At 72.9% G+C, this 15,769-nt stretch carries 18 protein-coding genes; 10 read left to right on the forward strand and 8 right to left on the reverse strand.

What is annotated here, in order from left to right:
- Positions 1–274: 274 nt before the first annotated feature.
- Both ACWCRA_RS19125 and ACWCRA_RS19130 read left to right on the forward strand, forming a co-directional pair.
- Positions 275–1,591 (forward strand): hypothetical protein, encoded by a 1,317-nt coding sequence (locus ACWCRA_RS19125; protein ID WP_451068119.1) that lies wholly within the window; start codon positions 275–277, stop codon positions 1,589–1,591.
- The gene (locus ACWCRA_RS19130; protein WP_451068120.1) at positions 1,588–2,148 is read left to right on the forward strand and encodes an N-acetyltransferase family protein; all 561 of its coding nucleotides are present in this window, start codon (positions 1,588–1,590) and stop codon (positions 2,146–2,148) included. Before ACWCRA_RS19125 ends, ACWCRA_RS19130 begins: the two co-directional genes overlap by 4 nt.
- A gap of 117 nt (positions 2,149–2,265) precedes the next feature.
- Here the strand turns inward: ACWCRA_RS19130 and ACWCRA_RS19135 are convergent, their stop codons facing one another.
- The gene (locus ACWCRA_RS19135; RefSeq protein WP_351546019.1) at positions 2,266–2,511 is read right to left on the reverse strand and encodes a hypothetical protein; all 246 of its coding nucleotides are present in this window, start codon (positions 2,509–2,511) and stop codon (positions 2,266–2,268) included.
- Entirely contained in the window at positions 2,508–2,750 is a 243-nt protein-coding gene (locus ACWCRA_RS19140) for a hypothetical protein (protein WP_351546016.1), read from the reverse strand. The genes ACWCRA_RS19135 and ACWCRA_RS19140 overlap by 4 nt, the downstream gene beginning before the upstream one ends.
- A gap of 1,153 nt (positions 2,751–3,903) precedes the next feature.
- On the opposite strand from ACWCRA_RS19140, the gene dhaK reads away from it, so the two are divergent.
- The 8 genes from dhaK (at position 3,904) to ACWCRA_RS19180 (ending at position 10,655) form a co-directional block, all read left to right on the forward strand.
- On the forward strand, positions 3,904–4,896 hold the full coding sequence (dhaK, locus tag ACWCRA_RS19145) for a dihydroxyacetone kinase subunit DhaK (protein ID WP_351546013.1): 993 nt from the start codon (positions 3,904–3,906) through the stop codon (positions 4,894–4,896).
- Between the two features lie 34 nt (positions 4,897–4,930).
- A complete protein-coding gene (dhaL, locus tag ACWCRA_RS19150) occupies positions 4,931–5,545 on the forward strand; it encodes a dihydroxyacetone kinase subunit DhaL (RefSeq protein WP_451068121.1) in 615 nt (204 codons plus the stop codon).
- Positions 5,542–5,988, forward strand: coding sequence for a PTS-dependent dihydroxyacetone kinase phosphotransferase subunit DhaM (locus ACWCRA_RS19155; RefSeq protein ID WP_451068122.1), 447 nt, complete (start codon positions 5,542–5,544; stop codon positions 5,986–5,988). The genes dhaL and ACWCRA_RS19155 overlap by 4 nt, the downstream gene beginning before the upstream one ends.
- 127 nt (positions 5,989–6,115) lie before the next feature.
- Positions 6,116–6,871 carry a hypothetical protein gene (locus ACWCRA_RS19160; RefSeq protein ID WP_451068123.1) on the forward strand — a complete coding sequence of 252 codons (756 nt, stop codon included), beginning with the start codon at positions 6,116–6,118 and terminating at the stop codon, positions 6,869–6,871.
- Positions 6,864–7,559, forward strand: a complete 696-nt coding sequence (locus ACWCRA_RS19165) for a class F sortase (protein ID WP_451068124.1) — start codon at positions 6,864–6,866, stop codon at positions 7,557–7,559. The genes ACWCRA_RS19160 and ACWCRA_RS19165 overlap by 8 nt, the downstream gene beginning before the upstream one ends.
- Before the next feature lie 538 nt (positions 7,560–8,097).
- Positions 8,098–8,313: a hypothetical protein gene (locus ACWCRA_RS19170; RefSeq protein ID WP_351545999.1), complete on the forward strand. Its 216-nt coding sequence runs from the start codon at positions 8,098–8,100 to the stop codon at positions 8,311–8,313.
- A gap of 108 nt (positions 8,314–8,421) precedes the next feature.
- Positions 8,422–9,204, forward strand: a complete 783-nt coding sequence (locus tag ACWCRA_RS19175) for a glucosamine-6-phosphate deaminase (protein WP_451068125.1) — start codon at positions 8,422–8,424, stop codon at positions 9,202–9,204.
- A gap of 176 nt (positions 9,205–9,380) precedes the next feature.
- Positions 9,381–10,655 (forward strand): globin domain-containing protein, encoded by a 1,275-nt coding sequence (locus ACWCRA_RS19180; protein ID WP_351545995.1) that lies wholly within the window; start codon positions 9,381–9,383, stop codon positions 10,653–10,655.
- A gap of 27 nt (positions 10,656–10,682) precedes the next feature.
- On the opposite strand, the gene ACWCRA_RS19185 is transcribed toward ACWCRA_RS19180, so the two are convergent.
- From ACWCRA_RS19185 to ACWCRA_RS19210, 6 genes are all read right to left on the reverse strand, one after another.
- On the reverse strand, positions 10,683–12,080 hold the full coding sequence (locus ACWCRA_RS19185; protein ID WP_451068126.1) for an NADP-dependent succinic semialdehyde dehydrogenase: 1,398 nt from the start codon (positions 12,078–12,080) through the stop codon (positions 10,683–10,685).
- A 197-nt stretch (positions 12,081–12,277) separates the two neighbouring features.
- Positions 12,278–12,664 (reverse strand): hypothetical protein, encoded by a 387-nt coding sequence (locus ACWCRA_RS19190; protein ID WP_351545990.1) that lies wholly within the window; start codon positions 12,662–12,664, stop codon positions 12,278–12,280.
- A gap of 154 nt (positions 12,665–12,818) precedes the next feature.
- Positions 12,819–13,058 (reverse strand): hypothetical protein, encoded by a 240-nt coding sequence (locus ACWCRA_RS19195; RefSeq protein ID WP_351545988.1) that lies wholly within the window; start codon positions 13,056–13,058, stop codon positions 12,819–12,821.
- 150 nt (positions 13,059–13,208) lie between these two features.
- Positions 13,209–13,463: a WhiB family transcriptional regulator gene (locus ACWCRA_RS19200; RefSeq protein WP_351546243.1), complete on the reverse strand. Its 255-nt coding sequence runs from the start codon at positions 13,461–13,463 to the stop codon at positions 13,209–13,211.
- A 672-nt stretch (positions 13,464–14,135) separates the two neighbouring features.
- Positions 14,136–14,774, reverse strand: a complete 639-nt coding sequence (locus ACWCRA_RS19205) for a DUF6629 family protein (RefSeq protein WP_351545985.1) — start codon at positions 14,772–14,774, stop codon at positions 14,136–14,138.
- Positions 14,775–14,828: 54 nt separating this feature from the next.
- On the reverse strand, positions 14,829–15,623 hold the full coding sequence (locus tag ACWCRA_RS19210) for a carbon-nitrogen hydrolase family protein (RefSeq protein WP_351545982.1): 795 nt from the start codon (positions 15,621–15,623) through the stop codon (positions 14,829–14,831).
- Positions 15,624–15,769 lie beyond the last annotated feature (146 nt).

Here is a 15,769-nt window from a genome sequence, read left to right on the forward strand (position 1 = left end):
GTTGAACTGCACGCTGCTCGTCATCAGAAGGCCGGCCGTGACAGGTGGCATGGCGTCGTCTCCGCGAGTCCGTCGAGAAGTGGTTGGGTGTGCGCTGACGTGTACCGAGGCTCAGCCGTCGTGGCACGAGGCGCTCCGCCTAGTGGCATGGAAGAGCAAACCGCTGATGGACTCCCGGATGGAAGGTAAAAGTCCGCGCCGCCCGGTTCCGTGGGACCGGCAATTTTTACCCTCCCGCGAGCACACAGAGCTCAACGCGCGCTACCGTGAGTTCATGACGGACAACGTCCACCTGGCTGCTCACCTGAAGGCGGCCGGGATGAAGCAAGACGAGTTGGCCCGGCGTCTCAACGACAAGATCAAGGGGTTGACCGGCACGCCCGGCAACCTGACTGACCGGCACATTCGCAACTGGTTGACCGGAAAGACACGATGGCCGCAGGAGCGGCAGAGGCGTGCTCTTGAAGCAGAATTTCAGGTCCCTGCCCAGGAGCTGGGGTTTGTGCCACGGTCAGGGGCATCAGAAGGGGGTGGTGGTCCCAGCAGCCGCACACCCTCAGCGCCACCGTCATCGGAGGAATCCGTGAAACGCCGCACCTTCGCCGCCGCGTCTGTCACTCTCACCACTGCGACGCTGATCCCCGGCTCGGGAACGTCCGCCCGGCCCCGCGCAGGCATGCGGGACGTGGATGAGTTGGAAACCGCCTTCGCCGACCTGGTCACAGCCGACAATGCCCATGGTGGCACGGTGAAACTGGAGGTCAGGGCTCTCGCCTTCGCCCGACACTCCCTGGAACGCCAGGCCGTCGGCAGCACTACCGAACGAGTGAGATCCCGCCTTTACCAGCTTGCCGCAGCCTTCACTGGCACAGCCCTGTGGGCGGCAGTTGACGACCGCCGACCGGACCGCGCACAGCGTCACCTGGAGCGTGCCCTCACCCTCGCCGGACTCTCCGGAAGCGCCGAGATCCAGCTACGCCTGTGGAGTCACGCCTCCCTCCTGGCATCTCAGCGGCCCGGCGGAATCAACGAAGCGATCGCAGCAGCCCAGGCCGCACGGAGCTCCTACGCCTGCCGCCGAGACCCCCTGTACGCCTCCCTGGCCACCGCCCGCCTCGCCGGTGTGCACGCCCAAGCCGGGGACGCCGCGACGGCCCTGCGATCCCTGGATCAAGCACGGGCTGCCTTCGACCGTGCTGATCCCGCAATTCCCCGTCCGGCATGGATCACGTTCTATGACAGAGCCGAGCTGATGGGACTTTCGGCACTCGTTATGGCGCTCGTCGGCCGCCACGACGAAGCCGAGGCCTATTTTCACCAAACGCTCTCCCGGTTGAAACCCCAGTACCAGCGCAACCGTGGCTACTACACCTCTCACATGGCGCTCACGCAACTCCGGCAGGGAGATGCGGAGCAAGCGTGCGCCACAGCTCTCACCGTTCTGCCAAGTCACGCCGACGACGGACCGACTGGACGGACGGGGCGACTCCTCGCTCGCTTCAACCGCGAACTGACAACCACGGCTCGCCGTGCCACTTGCGCTGCGGAATGGACCGCGCGCTACACCGAGCGAGAGGGACGACGACCGTGACCGTTGAGATCCACCAGGCCACCGCCGAGCGTCTGCCGGATATCCGCCCCACCATCCTGGACATCCACGCCGAAGTACGCCACGGTGACTTCGGGCTGACCGGGCCGTTCTATGAAACCCGCCGCTACGACGAGCGACTGACCGCGTACGCCTCCCGCCCCGGCTGGACTGCGGTCATCGGGTACCAGGACGGTGAGCCGGTGGGTTTCTGCTTCGGCTTCCCTCTCGCAGCGGACACCAAGTGGTGGGCCCCCATGACCTCACCACAGACGCGGGAGTTCACCCGGGAGGACGGGAAGCGGACCGTCGCCCTCAACGAGATCGTGGTCCGCAAGCCCTGGCGCGGCACTGGAACAGCCTGGCAACTGCACGAGGCATGGCTCTCGCAGAGGTGCGAGGAACGCGTGACCCTGCTCGTCAACCCCACTGCCGGCGAAGGGGCTGTGCAGTCCGTCTACGAGGCGTGGGGTTACCGGAAGATCGGAGAGCAGCAGCCCTTCCCCGACTCTCCGGTCTTCGCCTCACTGATGCGCCCCGTCCGCGCGGTCAGGTCCTGATGAATCCTTGCTCTCAGCCATCCCCTTGGCCAGCCGGGAGACCTCTCGACCAGTCCACCACTGGTGGCTCGGTGCGGCTGTACATCGGGGAGCGCGAAACTCTCGGGAACGGGCCCCTCAGGGTGCTGGGATCAGCCGCACCGCAGTCACCTTCAGGACAGACCGGGACACGTAGTAGACGATCAACGCGCCGGCGATGACCACCTGGCGCCGATCCTTCTCGCCCTGGAGCTCCCTCGATCCGTGTCCGTACGGGTCCCGGCCCAGTGTCTGGTCCATCTGTGCCCGGAATCTGGCCGGGGAGCTCATATGTGCCAGTGCCGCTTCGGCCGCCGGGGCGTACGCGATCGTGTAGCGGCTCACGCGGCACCCTCCTCGGCCCGCAACTGCTCGAGGATCTCCTCGTCCTCCGACTCCGAGGCGATCTTCACGATCCACTCCCGCACCACCTGCTCGACGGTCGTCATGTTCGCGGCGAACACCTCGTTCACGAACCGCTCCCGGTCCCCCGGGGGAAGAGCGTCCCGGATGCCCGCGAGCGTGGCCGGCACGTCCACCTTCTCTCCGCCGCGGATCGTCCAGAGCACGTCGCCCTCAGCCACAGCCGGACCCCTTTCACCGCCGATGATTCACGTGCTACCGCCCAGTGTCCCCGGATACTCAGGCCTGGTCCTCGGAACTGCTGACCCTTGGACGGACATTCACCCGTCAGAGCGAACAGTGTTCGGGCACGAGGAAAGGGAGAGCCACAGCCCGGGAATGGCTTCACGCCTTCTTCTCTCGTTCGCGATCGGCCTTGACGGCTTGAGACGACCGATCCCAGTTCAGCCCATCCGCGTTGGCGCTGCGCGAATCGCCGGCACTTCGCACACTCCGTCAGTCGGCTCCGGAGACCACCTGACCGCACTCCGGCATCACACCGCGACGACTTCTTTACGGCGGCACGGTGACGGAGAAGCACCGAAACATTTGACCTAGTACCGCTCCTCAAAAGCGTCGGGCACGCGAGAAAGCGGCCTCGCTTGATCCCGGCGGCGGAGCGGGCTTCGACGGCGGACTACCGCTGTGCCGGTCCCGTCGCGCCGCCCACGATTACGCCGTGTCACCTGTCCAACCACTCGCCCGATGGTCCGTGCGCAGGGCCAGGGGCGACGGTACCCGGCCGCAGCCCAGCCGATCACCCGTTCGAGGCTGTCGCGTCCACAGCGGCCGTGGCGTCGTGCGCGACGAAAAGCGGTCCCCGTGGAGGGGCTGACCAAGTCCCGCCGGCGGCGCGGCGACACGCGGGCAACGGCAGGACTCGGCCGGGTGGCGACCGTCCGCGTGGCCGGACTCGCCGGACGAGCAGGGCAGCCACATGATCACCGGCAACGCGAGGACATCACCCATCCGGGCTACCTCATTCTCGCCGCAGCCCGAGAGAGGACCCCACGGCCCACACCCCTTGCCCAACAGCCCGTCGCACGGGCGGGAGACACCGCCGGATACGGCAGGACGGGCCGCCGGAGACCGTTGCGTCCCCCTCACAAAGGGGGACTCTCGCCTGATACTGGTCCGAGTGTTCACGTTCGAACACCCCAGTCCGACCGACACGACCTGACGCACCATCAGAAAGTCAGCATCAGGTCAGTGAGAGCTCCGCCGAAACCCGCCTCCGACCGCCGTGGAACGCCAGGATCACCAATGAGCCATGCACGCTCTGATCTGCGGAAACACAGCTCAGAGCCCGTCCGCTGATCTGCCGAGGAGATACCGATGAGGATGCTGATCAACGTCCCCGAGACCGTTGTCGCCGATGCCCTGCGGGGGATGGCCGCCGCGCACCCCGAGCTGACCGTCGATGTGGAGAACCGGGTCATCGTGCGGCGGGACGCGCCGGTGGCCGGGAGGGTGGGGCTGGTGTCCGGGGGCGGGTCCGGGCATGAGCCGATGCACGGGGGGTTCGTCGGGCCGGGGATGCTCTCCGCCGCCTGTCCGGGGGAGGTCTTCACCAGCCCCGTACCCGATCAGATGGTGCGGGCCGCCGCCGCCGTGGACAGCGGGGAAGGCGTGCTGTTCATCGTCAAGAACTACACCGGCGATGTCCTCAACTTCGACATGGCCGCGGAACTCGCCGAGGACGAGGGCATCCGTCTGGCCAAGGTGCTGGTGAACGACGATGTCGCGGTCGTGGACAGCCTCTTCACGGCGGGCCGGCGCGGCACCGGGGCGACGCTCTTCGTCGAGAAGCTCGCCGGGGCCGCGGCCGAGGAGGGCGCGCCGCTGGAGCGGGTGGAGGCGATCGCCCGGCAGGTCAACGAGGTCTCCCGCAGCTTCGGGGTGGCGCTCGGCGCGGTCACCACCCCGGCCAAGGGTACTCCCACCTTCGATCTTCCGCCCGGTGAACTGGAGTTGGGCATCGGCATCCACGGCGAGCCGGGGCGGGAGCGGCGGCCGATGATGACCTCCCGTGAGATCGCGGATGTCGCCGTGCACGCGGTACTGGAGGACCGGCGGCCCACCGGTCCGGTGCTGGTGCTGGTCAACGGCATGGGAGCCACCCCGCTGCTGGAGCTGTACGGCTTCTGCGCCGAGGTGCGGCGGGTCCTCGCCGAGCGCGGTGTCGCGGTCGCCCGTACCCTCGTCGGGAACTATGTGACCTCGCTCGACATGGCCGGCTGCTCGGTGACGCTCTGCCAGGCCGACGAGGAGCTGCTTCGGCTCTGGGACGCTCCGGTGCAGACCGCCGCGCTCCGCTGGGGCCGCTGAACCGACCGGGATTCACCGATCACAGGGAGTTCATGTGCTCGACGCCGACTTTTTCCGCCGGTGGCTGACCGTCGCCGCCGCCCTGGTCGACCGTGAGGCGGAGCGCCTGACGGAGCTGGATTCGGCGATCGGCGACGCCGACCACGGCAGCAATCTCCAGCGTGGCTTCGCCTCGGTCGTCGCGGCCCTGGAGCAGGAGCCGCCCGGGAGTGCCGGAGGCCCCGGCGCCGTGCTGGTGCTGGCCGGCCGCCGGCTCATCTCGACGGTCGGCGGGGCCTCGGGACCGCTGTACGGGACCCTGCTGCGGCGCACCGGAAAGGCGCTCGGCGATGTCGCCGAGGTGACACCCGCGCAGCTGGCCGAGGCCCTGCGGATGGGAGTGGCGGCCGTGGCCGAGCTGGGTGGGGCGAAGGCCGGGGACAAGACGATGCTGGACGCCCTCGAACCGGCGGTGGACGCCCTCGGCGACACCACCGACTCGTTCGCCGCCGCGCGGGACGCCGCCGAGCGGGGCGCGCTGGCGACCGTGCCGATGCAGGCCCGCAAGGGACGGGCCAGCTACCTGGGCGAACGCAGCATCGGGCACCAGGACCCGGGGGCGACCTCATCGGCGCTGATCATCGCGGCGCTCGTGGAGGCAGCGGGATGAGCGATGACGGAGGCAGGGGCGGGGGCATGGGCGGGGGAACGGGAGGACCGGTCGGGATCGTTCTGGTCTCGCACAGCGCGGCGGTGGCCACCGCCGTCGCCGAGCTGGCCCAGGGCCTGGCGGGCGGTGGCACGACCGCGCCGATCGCCGCCGCGGGCGGGACCCCGGACGGAGGGCTCGGCACCAGCTCCGAGCTGATCGTCCGGGCCGCGGAGGCCGTCGACACGGGTGCGGGAGTCGCGGTGCTCGTCGATCTCGGCAGCGCCGTGCTGACCGTGAAGGCCCTGGTGGCCGAGGGCGATGAACTGCCCGGCGGCACCCGGCTGGTGGACGCGCCCTTCGTGGAGGGCGCGGTCGCGGCGCTGGTGACGGCCTCGGCGGGCGGGGATCTCGACGCCGTGGAAGCGGCGGCGGCGGAGGCGTACGGCTACCGGAAGGTGTGACCCGGGGCGCGAGGGGCGGGCGGAGGGGGCCGTTCGGCCCCCTCCGGGTGGCAGCGGCCCCGGCCCGCTCCTAGCGTCGGTCTCCTATGGTGCATTTCCTACCATCGGAGTTCTGACCATGCGTGCCATGCGTGCCATACGTGTCGTGGGCATCGCCCTCGCCGGAGCCGCCGCGACGCTGGCCCTCGGAGGCCCGGCCGCACTCGCGGACGAGGAGCCGGCGGCCACCGGTGACAGCACACCTTCCGTCGAGCGGAGCGACCCCGGGGTGCCGGACAGCCCGGATGCCCTGGATGCCCCGGATGCCCTGGATACTCCGGACCTTCCCGATATCCCGGATTCTCCCGGCCTTCCGGCCGAGGACTCCGGGGACTCCGGGGACGAGTCCCCGGGTAAGGGCGGGGGCGGTGGCGGGACCACCTCCTTCGACTTCACCGTCACTCCCGCCGCCGTCGCCCCGGGGGGCACCGTGACGCTGAACACCGTCGCGTGCCAGTCCCCCACCGTGACCGTGTCGTCCGAGGCCTTCGAGACCGTCACCCTCCAGGAGGGCCGGCCCGGCACCGCGCGGATCTCCGAGGACGCGGAGCCCGGCGCGGAGTACGAGATCACCTTCGACTGCGCGGGCGAGAAGGGCCTGGCCCGTTTCACCGTCGGCGGAGGCCCGGCGCACAACGGTGAGGACGGCGGTACCGACGCCGGCATCGGAGCACTCCCGCCGGGCGAAGCGGAGACACCCGGCGGTGGGGTGCGCGCCGGTACCGGCGGCAGCACGGACGCGCTGAGCCCCGCGCGGACCGCCACCGGCTCGGTCCTGGTCGCGGGGGCACTCGGCGGCGGTGCCGTACTGGCGTACCGCCGGCGCGCCGGGAACCGTGGCTGACGAGGGACGGGCCCAGCGGTCTTCCGCGCACCCGGCCCGCCCCGCATGCCGTCCGGACGCCCGTCACAGCGCCTGGTTCACCCTGCTCTCCGTGCTGCTGCTCGGGATCTTCCTGCTGCGCACCGGGACGGCGGGGAGCGCTTCGGGGCCGCCCGCTCCCCCTCGGGACGTGGCCGCGCCGCAGTCCCGGCCGCCGGTCGCGGGGCTGCTGCCGCCCGCCCCCGGGCCGCTCCCGCACTCCCCGCCCCGGCGGATCACGATCGCCTCCGTCGGGGTGGACGCCGCGCTGACGGGGGTTGGTCTGGACCCGGACCGGCGGGTCCAGGCACCGCCGGCGGCCGACGGCGAGCTGGCCGGGTGGTACGCGGGGGCGGCGGCTCCCGGGGAGCGCGGGACGGCGGTGGTCGTCGGCCATGTCGACAACGCGGCGGGCCCGGCCGTGTTCTATCCCCTCGGCTCACTGAAGCGCGACAGCAGGATCGAGATCCTCCGGGAGGACGGCAGAACGGTGGTCTTCAGTGTCTACGGCGTGGAGACGCACACGCTGAGGGACTTCCCGGCGGACCGGGTGTACCGGGATGGGCCGCGGGCGGAGCTGCGGGTGATCACCTGCGGTGGGCGGTACACGGGGAGGTCCGGCTACGACAGCAATGTCGTTGTCTTCGCCCGGCTGGTCGAGGTGCGCTGACCGGTCCGCGTCCGAGGACGGCCCTGTGCCCCGGGCCCGCCCGACGCCCGAGGACGGCTCCCGCCCCACAGGCAACCCGGGCAAACCCGGGCCCGCCCGACGCCTGAGGACCACCCCTGCGGCACAGGACCCCGCACCTGGCACCCCCAGCCCGTCCGGGGGCACCTCCCAGAGGCAGCTCTGGGGGAGTTCGAGGACGGACCCCGCACCACAGGCAGCCCGCACAAACCCAGCCCGTCCGGCGTTTGAGGACGGACCCTGTGCGACAGGTGCCCGCATGCCGCGGGCCACGGTCGGGGGCCGGCCCCCGAACCCCCGCGCCTCAAACGCCGGCGGGGCTGAAATGGTGCGGCCCACCCGCCGGAGGGCTGAGGGGTGCTGCCCACCCGCCGGAGGGCTGAGGGGTGCTGCCCGAAGGCCGGAGGGGGAGGGCGGCGGCTCGACGCCGGGGGCTGGAGTGGTGTGGATCGACACGCGGGGGCTGAAAGGGCGCGGCCCACACGCCGGAGCAGCCCACCAGGGCTGGCAGACTGAGGGAATGTCCGCTCCTCGTCGTCTGTGCACCGTCTGCCGCCGTGAGATCGCCGTTGTCGCGGGGCGGTTCGCCCGGCACGACCCGGCGGGTTCCCGGGTCGCGGCCGAGATGGTCTCCTGCCCGGGGTCGCGGCGGCAGGCTCCGTACGACTCCGCTCTGCGGCCCACCCTGGACGGTGCCGTCGTGCCGCTCTTCCCCGGGCAGCTCCCCCTGTTCTGAGACCCCGGCCCGGGCGCGCCGGAGGGTACGCGACAGATGGCCCGCTCACCCGGTAGATTGGTCTACACCATTGCGCATACCGAGACGCACACAGAGACAGGGATCTTCGTGGAAGTTGTCATCGTTCCGGACGCCGCCGCCGGCGGCGAGCTCATCGCCGACGCCATGGCCGGCCTGCTGCGCCGCAAGCCCGACGCCCTGCTGGGGGTCGCCACCGGCTCGACGCCGCTCCCGATCTACGAAGCCCTCGCCGCCAAGGTGCGCTCCGCCGAGGCCGACGCGTCCCGGGCCCGGATATGCCAGCTCGACGAGTACGTGGGGCTGCCCCCCGGGCACCCCGAGTCGTACCGCTCGGTGGTGCTGCGCGAAGTGGTCGAGCCGCTGGGGCTGACCGAGGCGTCCTTCATCGGGCCCGACGGCAGCGCCGAGGACGTCGCGGCGGCCTGTGCCGCCTACGACCGCGCCCTCTCCGAGGCGGGCGGCGTCGACCTCCAGCTGCTGGGCATCGGCACCGACGGGCACATCGGCTTCAACGAGCCCTGCTCCTCGCTCGCCTCCCGCACCCGGATCAAGACGCTGACCGAGCAGACCCGCAGGGACAACGCGCGGTTCTTCGACAGCCTCGACGAGGTCCCGCACCATGTGATCACCCAGGGCATCGGCACCATCCTGGAGGCCCGCCACCTGGTGCTGCTGGCCACCGGCGAGGCCAAGGCCGACGCCGTGGCGCTCGCCGTGGAGGGCCCGCTCGCGGCCCTGGTGCCCGCCTCGGCGCTCCAGCTCCACCCGCACGCCACGGTCGTCGTCGACGAGGCCGCCGCCTCCCAGCTCAAGCTCGCCGACTACTTCCGCGCCACCTACGCCTCCAAGCCCGACTGGCAGGGCATCTGATTCCCCCGGTACGGGGCCCCCGCCACCCGGCGGGGGCCCCGTACCGATTCCGCTCCCGCTGGAACATATTCCGCGCCCAACGGCTCTTTTCCGCCGTCGAGTTGATACGGTGCGCTCCCTCAGGCACTAGTCGCGCGTCGCACTGAAGCGCAACCGTGCAGCCCCGGGGGATCTTCATGGATGACGGCACCGCCCACGACCGTCTGGTGGTCAGGGACAGTCTGGAACGCGCCGGACGGCGGGCCAGTCATGTGGTCCGCTACTTCTACGCCTATTTGTTCACCCACCATCCCCATCTGCGGACGCTCTTCCCCGCCGTGATGGCCGACCAGTACGAGCGGCTGTACGCGGCGCTGGTCCACGCGGTGGACCATCTCGGGCACCCCGGGCTCCCCGGTCATCTGGAGCGGCTCGGCCGGGACCACCGCAGGTTCGGGGTGGTGGACGAGGACTACGCGGCGGTCGGCGAGAGCCTGATCGCCGCGGTCCGGCACCACACCCCCTACACCTGGGACACGGCGACGGAGGAGGCCTGGCGGCGGGTGTACGGCTCCATCGCCGCCGCCATGGCGGCGGGCGCGCGCCGCTCCGAGGCCGCCCACGAGCCGGCGTTCTGGTCGGCCACCGTCGTCTCGCACCGGCTGCACGGCGACCACACCGCCGTGGTGCGCGCCGCCGTCCGCACCCCCTACCCGTGGCTGCCGGGGCAGTACGCCACCGTCGAGCACAGCGCGCTGCCGGGGGTGTGGCGGCCCTACTCGCTGGCGGGCGGCGCGGAGGCGCCCGACCGGGAGCGGATTCTGGAGTTCCATGTCGGCCGGGTGCCGGGCGGGCAGCTCAGCACGGTGCTCTGCGACCACACCCGGGCCGGTCAGCAGCTGCGCCTGGGGGCCGCGTCGGGGTCGGCGCTCGCCCCGCCGCCCGGGACCGCGGCCGTCACCCTGATCGCCGCGGGCACCGGCTGGGCCCCGGTCAAACCGGTCCTGGCAGAACTGCTCGCCCGCAGACCCGCGCCCCGCATCCGGATCGACGCCGTGGCACGGGGCGAGGCCCACTTCTACGACGGCGCCTTCCTCGACGGCCTGCTGCGCGACCACCCCTGTCTCAGCGCCTACTGGTGGTACCAGGAGCGCGGCGAGGGCCCGACGCGGGCCGCGGAACGGCTCCACACCCATCTGCGGGCGCGCCGGGACTGGGCCGGGGAGAGCGTCTACCTCTGCGGGCCGGTGCGGTTCGTCGAGGAGACGGCGGAGCTGCTCTTCGGCAACGGGCTGCCCGAGGAGGCGCTGATCCGCGATCCCCAGCCGTCGGCGCTCGGCCCCCGCGGGCATGTCTCGCACGCGGAGGCGTTCCTCGACCCGGTGCCGGTGAAGTGGATCGACCCGCAGGCACGCACCCGGGCGCTGGAGGTGCCGGTGGCGGCGGACCAGCGGGCGGTGGGACGGGTCTGAGCGTGCGGCGGCCGGGCCGGGCCCGGGTCAGCTGCCGGGGCCGTACCAGAGCGTGGTCACATTGCAGAACTCGCGGATGCCGTGGCCGGACAGCTCCCTGCCGTAGCCGGAGCGCTTGACTCCGCCGAAGGGCAGCGCGGGATGGGAGGCCGTCATGCCGTTGAAGAAGACACCGCCGGCCTCGATGTCCCGGGCGAACAGGGCCATCTCGTCCTCGTCGCGCGTCCAGGCGCTGGAACTCAGCCCGAAGGGTGTGTCGTTGGCCAGCTCGACGGCCTCCGCGGCGTTCGCGACCCGGTGGACGGTGGCGACCGGGCCGAAGGTCTCCTCCCGGTGGATGCGCATGGTGGCGTCGATACCGGTGAGGACGGTGGGCTCGTAGAACCAGCCCTCGGTCCTCTCCGGTGGTCTGCGGCCGCCGGTGAGCACCCGCGCGCCGCGGCCGACGGCGTCGTCCACCAGCTCCTCCAGGTCGGCGCGGCCCTGCTCCAGGGCGAGCGGCCCGATGTCGGTGGACTCCTCCAGCGGATCGCCGACGGTCAGGCTCCGCATGGCCTCGGTGAAGCGGTCGCAGAAGGCGTCGTGGACGTCGGTGTGGACCAGGAACCGTTTGGCGGCGATGCAGGACTGCCCGTTGTTCTGGGTCCGCGCGGTGACGGCGGTGGCCGCCGCCCGGTCGATGTCGGCCGACGGCATCACCAGATAGGGGTCGCTGCCGCCCAGTTCGAGGACGGTCCGCTTGACCTCGTCGCCCGCGATGGCGGCGACGGAGCGCCCGGCGGGCTCACTGCCGGTGAGGGTGGCCGCGACGACCCTGCGGTCGCGGAGAATGCCCTCCACCGCGCCGGAGCCGACCAGCAGGGTCTGGAAGCAGCCCTCCGGATAGCCCGCGCGCCGGAAGAGGTCCTCCAGGCGGAGGGCGGTCTGCGGGACGTTGGAGGCGTGCTTGAGGAGGACCGTGTTGCCCGCCATCAGGGCGGGGGCGGCGAACCGGACGACCTGCCAGAGGGGGAAGTTCCACGGCATGACGGCCAGGACGGGGCCGAGCGGCCGGTAGCGCACGACGACCCGGGCGGCCCCCGAGTCCTCGGTGTCGGCGGGGGCGGGGTGCTCGTCGGCGAGGAGTTCCGCGGCCCGGGACGCGTACCAGCGCATCGTCTTCGCGCACTTGGCGGCCTCGGCGCGGGCCGCCGCGACGGGCTTGCCCATTTCGAGGGTCATGGTGCGGGCGCAGGCGGCCCGCTCCTCGTCCAGCAGGTCGGCGGCGCGCTCCAGCAGCCGGGCGCGGTGGGCGAGGCCGGTGGCGCGGTAGGCGGTGAAGGCGTCGTGCGCGCGGGTGATCCGCCGCTCGACCTCGTCGGCCCCGAGCGCGTCGAAGGTCCTCAGGGTCTCCCCGGTGGCGGGGTTGACCGTGGCGATGGGCATGACGCGCTCCTCTTCTGCCGTACTCCCCTTATTTGTGCCCGGGTTCTCCCGTACTTCCCCGTACGGTCGGCCGGGTCCGGTGCGTCCCCGCTCCCGCGGACGGCTCACCCGGACCCGTCACGGCCTCTCATGGCCCCTCGCGGACGGTTCGCGAACGGCTCACGGACGGCTCGCGGACGGCTTCGCGGCGCCGGCGGCTATCCGGGCCGCCCGTCGCCGCCGCTCTCCAGCCGCAGTTGGACGTCCTTCTCCTGGTCGCCGGCGGCCATGCCCTCGTCGTGGACGGCGAAGGAGGCGGCGAGGGTCTCCCGCATCCGGTCCACCGCCCAGTAGCCGCCCTGGACCCCCGCCTCGACGGGCGCTCCCAGCCGCACCGGCCGGGCCTCCGGGCGGACGTCGGTGACCTCGAAGGTCGCGGACCACACCGTTGTGTGCCCCTCGGAGACGTACTCGGGCGTGTCGTCGGCCGCGCGGTCGGACGCGTACGCCTCACCGAGCACATGGAAGACGGTGTCGGCGTCCTCCCTGCTGCATCCGGTGATGGTCACCTCGACCGGCGCGCCGGGGTTCTCCCTGCTGTTCACCGTGGTTCCTCGCTCTCCGTGCGCTGATCCTCGTGGGCCTGCCCGGCCGCGCCGGTGTGCCGTCCGCGCGGGCCCGCCCGGCGGTACGGGGCCGGATCTCCCCTCCAGGCTCACCCGGCCCCGCGCCGGGTGCACGTCGGGGCCGCCGGGCGGCTCAACCGGACGGCTCGTCCGGGACGGGGCGCTCGGGGTGAACGGAACCGCTGCGCGCCGTGTCGCCGCGGCCCGCGCCCGGCGCGTCGGCGTCCGGGAGACTCCGGTCGGCCTCGTCGTCCGGTGTGGCGGACCGGGGCAGGTCGAGCCGGTCGTCCTCCTGGGGCGCCTGCTGGTCGGGCGGGTCCCGGGGGACGGTCCGGTCCCGGGGAGCGGGCTGGTCGGGCGGGTGGGAGTTCATGGTCGGTCTCCTCGGTAGGGGGGACGGGGAAGGCGGACGGGGGACGCGCGGGCCGCGACCGGCACGGTCATCCGCCGGGCGGGGCGGGATGGACACCCACCGGGCAGGGGTCGGTCCGTACCGGCCAGGGGGGCGCGCCCCCGTGGGCGCTCAGCGCGCACCCGCCGTCCTGGCGCGGTCCGCGCCGTGGCGTACGGACCGGCGCTGGGTCGCGGGAACCCCGCCCCACACCCCGGTGCGCTGCCCGGTGCGCACCGCCCAGTCGAGACAGGCCTGTGCGACCGGGCACCGTTCGCACACCCGGCGGGCGCGGGCCACCTGGTCGGCGCCGGGGCCGAGGTTGCTGACGGGGAAGAACAGCTCCGGGTCCTCGTCGGTGCAGGCGGCCTCGCGCTGCCACTCCATGGTGTCCCGGCCGCCCGGCACGGTGGTCCGGTGTCGCGGTGGCTGGCGCATCCGATCAGTCCTCCTCCCCGGTTCGCCGGCCTCGGCCGGCGGACCGTTCCCGTGGTGCCGGTTCCGGTGCGCGGCCCGGGACGGCGCGGATTCCGCCGCCGTTTTCTCCGCCACTTCTTCTGTGGCCTCCTCCGGCGCACGCTCCGGACGGCCCGTGCGCGGTGCCGCCGCCGATGGTCATGGTGGCGTCCTCCTCGGTGTTCGGCGTCCGATGTGGCTGTCGGGTACCCGCGATTTCCCGGAATAACGGTGAACGGACAATCCGTTGGCCGCGCCGGCATCCGGTGACGGCCGGGCCGGCCACCCGGACCGCGCGCCCGCCCACGGCCCCGGGCGGAGGACGCCCCGCGCCGCCGGTGGGTACGCGGGCGGGCAAACGCCGGGACGGCGCCGCTCCGGCGCACGCCGGGAGGGCGCCGCTCACCCGTCCGGCGGCGGTGCTGCCGGGGTGGCGCCCCGCGCGGTGCCGACCCCGGCCCTCCCCCGGTGACGCCTGCCGCCCGGCCGCACGCGCGGGCTTCGGACCCCGCGCTCGCCCCTGCCGCCGCCCCGCCGCACGCGCGGGCACCGTCATGACGACCCCTGCCCGGCCGAGGGCCGTCAGGGAAGGCCGCCGGCCGCTCATCCGCTCCCCGCGCGGACGGCGGGCACGCGCGGTCCCCGGCGCACCCAGACGAGGACGACGACCGACGCGACGGCCGCGAGCGCGCACCAGGTGGAGACGAACTCGGCGCGCCACAGCAGCGCGCAGACCCCGGCCCCGATCCCCGCCACGGCGCCCAGCAGCCGCAGCACCGGGTCGCCGGAGAGCAGCAGCGCGCCGACGGTGGCCAGCAGATAGCCGGTGACGATCAGCGGCGGGTGGGGCAGGTCCAGCAGATAGCCGACCGTACGGCCGCGGATCTCGGCCGTCACCGTCCGGGTGGCCAGGCTGTGGGCGAGGACGGCCGTGGTGACGAGCCCGGCCGCGAGCGGGACGGCCAGTCGGGCCCGGCCGGCGGGGCGCACGGCGAGCAGTACGCCGATGGGGAGCCACAGCGGCAGCACGGTCAGGGCGATCACGGCCCAGGCGACCGTCGCGGGCCCGGTGCCGCCCCCGGCCCGCCAGAGGACGGACTCGACGATCTGGTGCGCGCCGAGCAGCAGCGGCAGGGCGGCGAGCGGCAGATCGCGCGCCCGCCGCGCCCGCGCCACACAGACCACACCGATCGCGCCGATGGCGGTGCCCGCCACCAGGTCGGCCGTCGCGCTCCAGCACATACCGGGAGCTATAGCCCGGACCGGGCGGGGATACGCCTGCCGGGGGCGCCGGGGTCAGAGACGGCGGTTCGCGAGCACCGGCACGGTCCTGCGCACGGCGGCGACCTCCTCGGGGTCGACATCGGCGATCAGCAGCCCCGGGGCGGCCTCCAGCCGGGCCCGGATCGTGCCGTCCGGGCCGACGACGGCGCTGTGGCCGATACCTCCCGGGGCCTTCCCGGACGGGGCCCGACCGCCGGAGGCCGTCGGATCGGCCTGGTCGACGGCGGCGACCCAGAGGGTGGCGTCGAGTGCCCGGGCGCGGATGAGCAGCTCCCACTGCTCGCGCTTGCCGGGGCCGTCCCCCCAGGAGGCGGGGAGCAGGGTGAGGACGGCTCCGGCGTCGGCGTGCGCCCGGAACAGCTCGGGGAAGCGGACGTCGTAGCAGGTGGCGACGCCGACCTGGACACCGTCCACCTCGAAGGTGACGACCTTGGAGCCGGCGGCGACGGTGGCGGACTCGGCGAAGCCGAAGGCGTCGTACAGATGGATCTTGTCGTAGGAGGTCTCCACGCCGGGTCCGGTGACCAGCAGGGTGTTGGTCACCTTGCCGTCGTCCGCCGGGGTGAACATCCCGGCGACGACGACGATCCCGGCCTCGGCGGCGATCCGCCGCACCTCGGTGGCCCAGGGGCCGTCCAGGGGTTCGGCGAGGCCGGCGAGCGGGGTGCCGAAGCAGGCCATGGTGGCCTCGGGGAAGACGACGACGGCCGCGCCGGACTCGGCCGCGCGGTGCGCCTGTTCGCGTACGGCGACGAGGTTGCGCGCCGGGTCGGGGGCGGACGTGAGCTGGCTCAGTGCGATACGCATGGCGGGTCCCAGGGGTGTGAGAAGGAGGCCGGTGCGGGCCGGGCGCCGGTGCCGGAGTCTGCCATGGTCGTGCCCTACCCACTGAGGCGGCGGGGATTCCCCGCGCGGGGGCCGGGAGGACGGCGCCCCGGTGCCCCGGTGCCCCG

Source organism: Streptomyces sp. NPDC001889 (genome assembly GCF_053594535.1).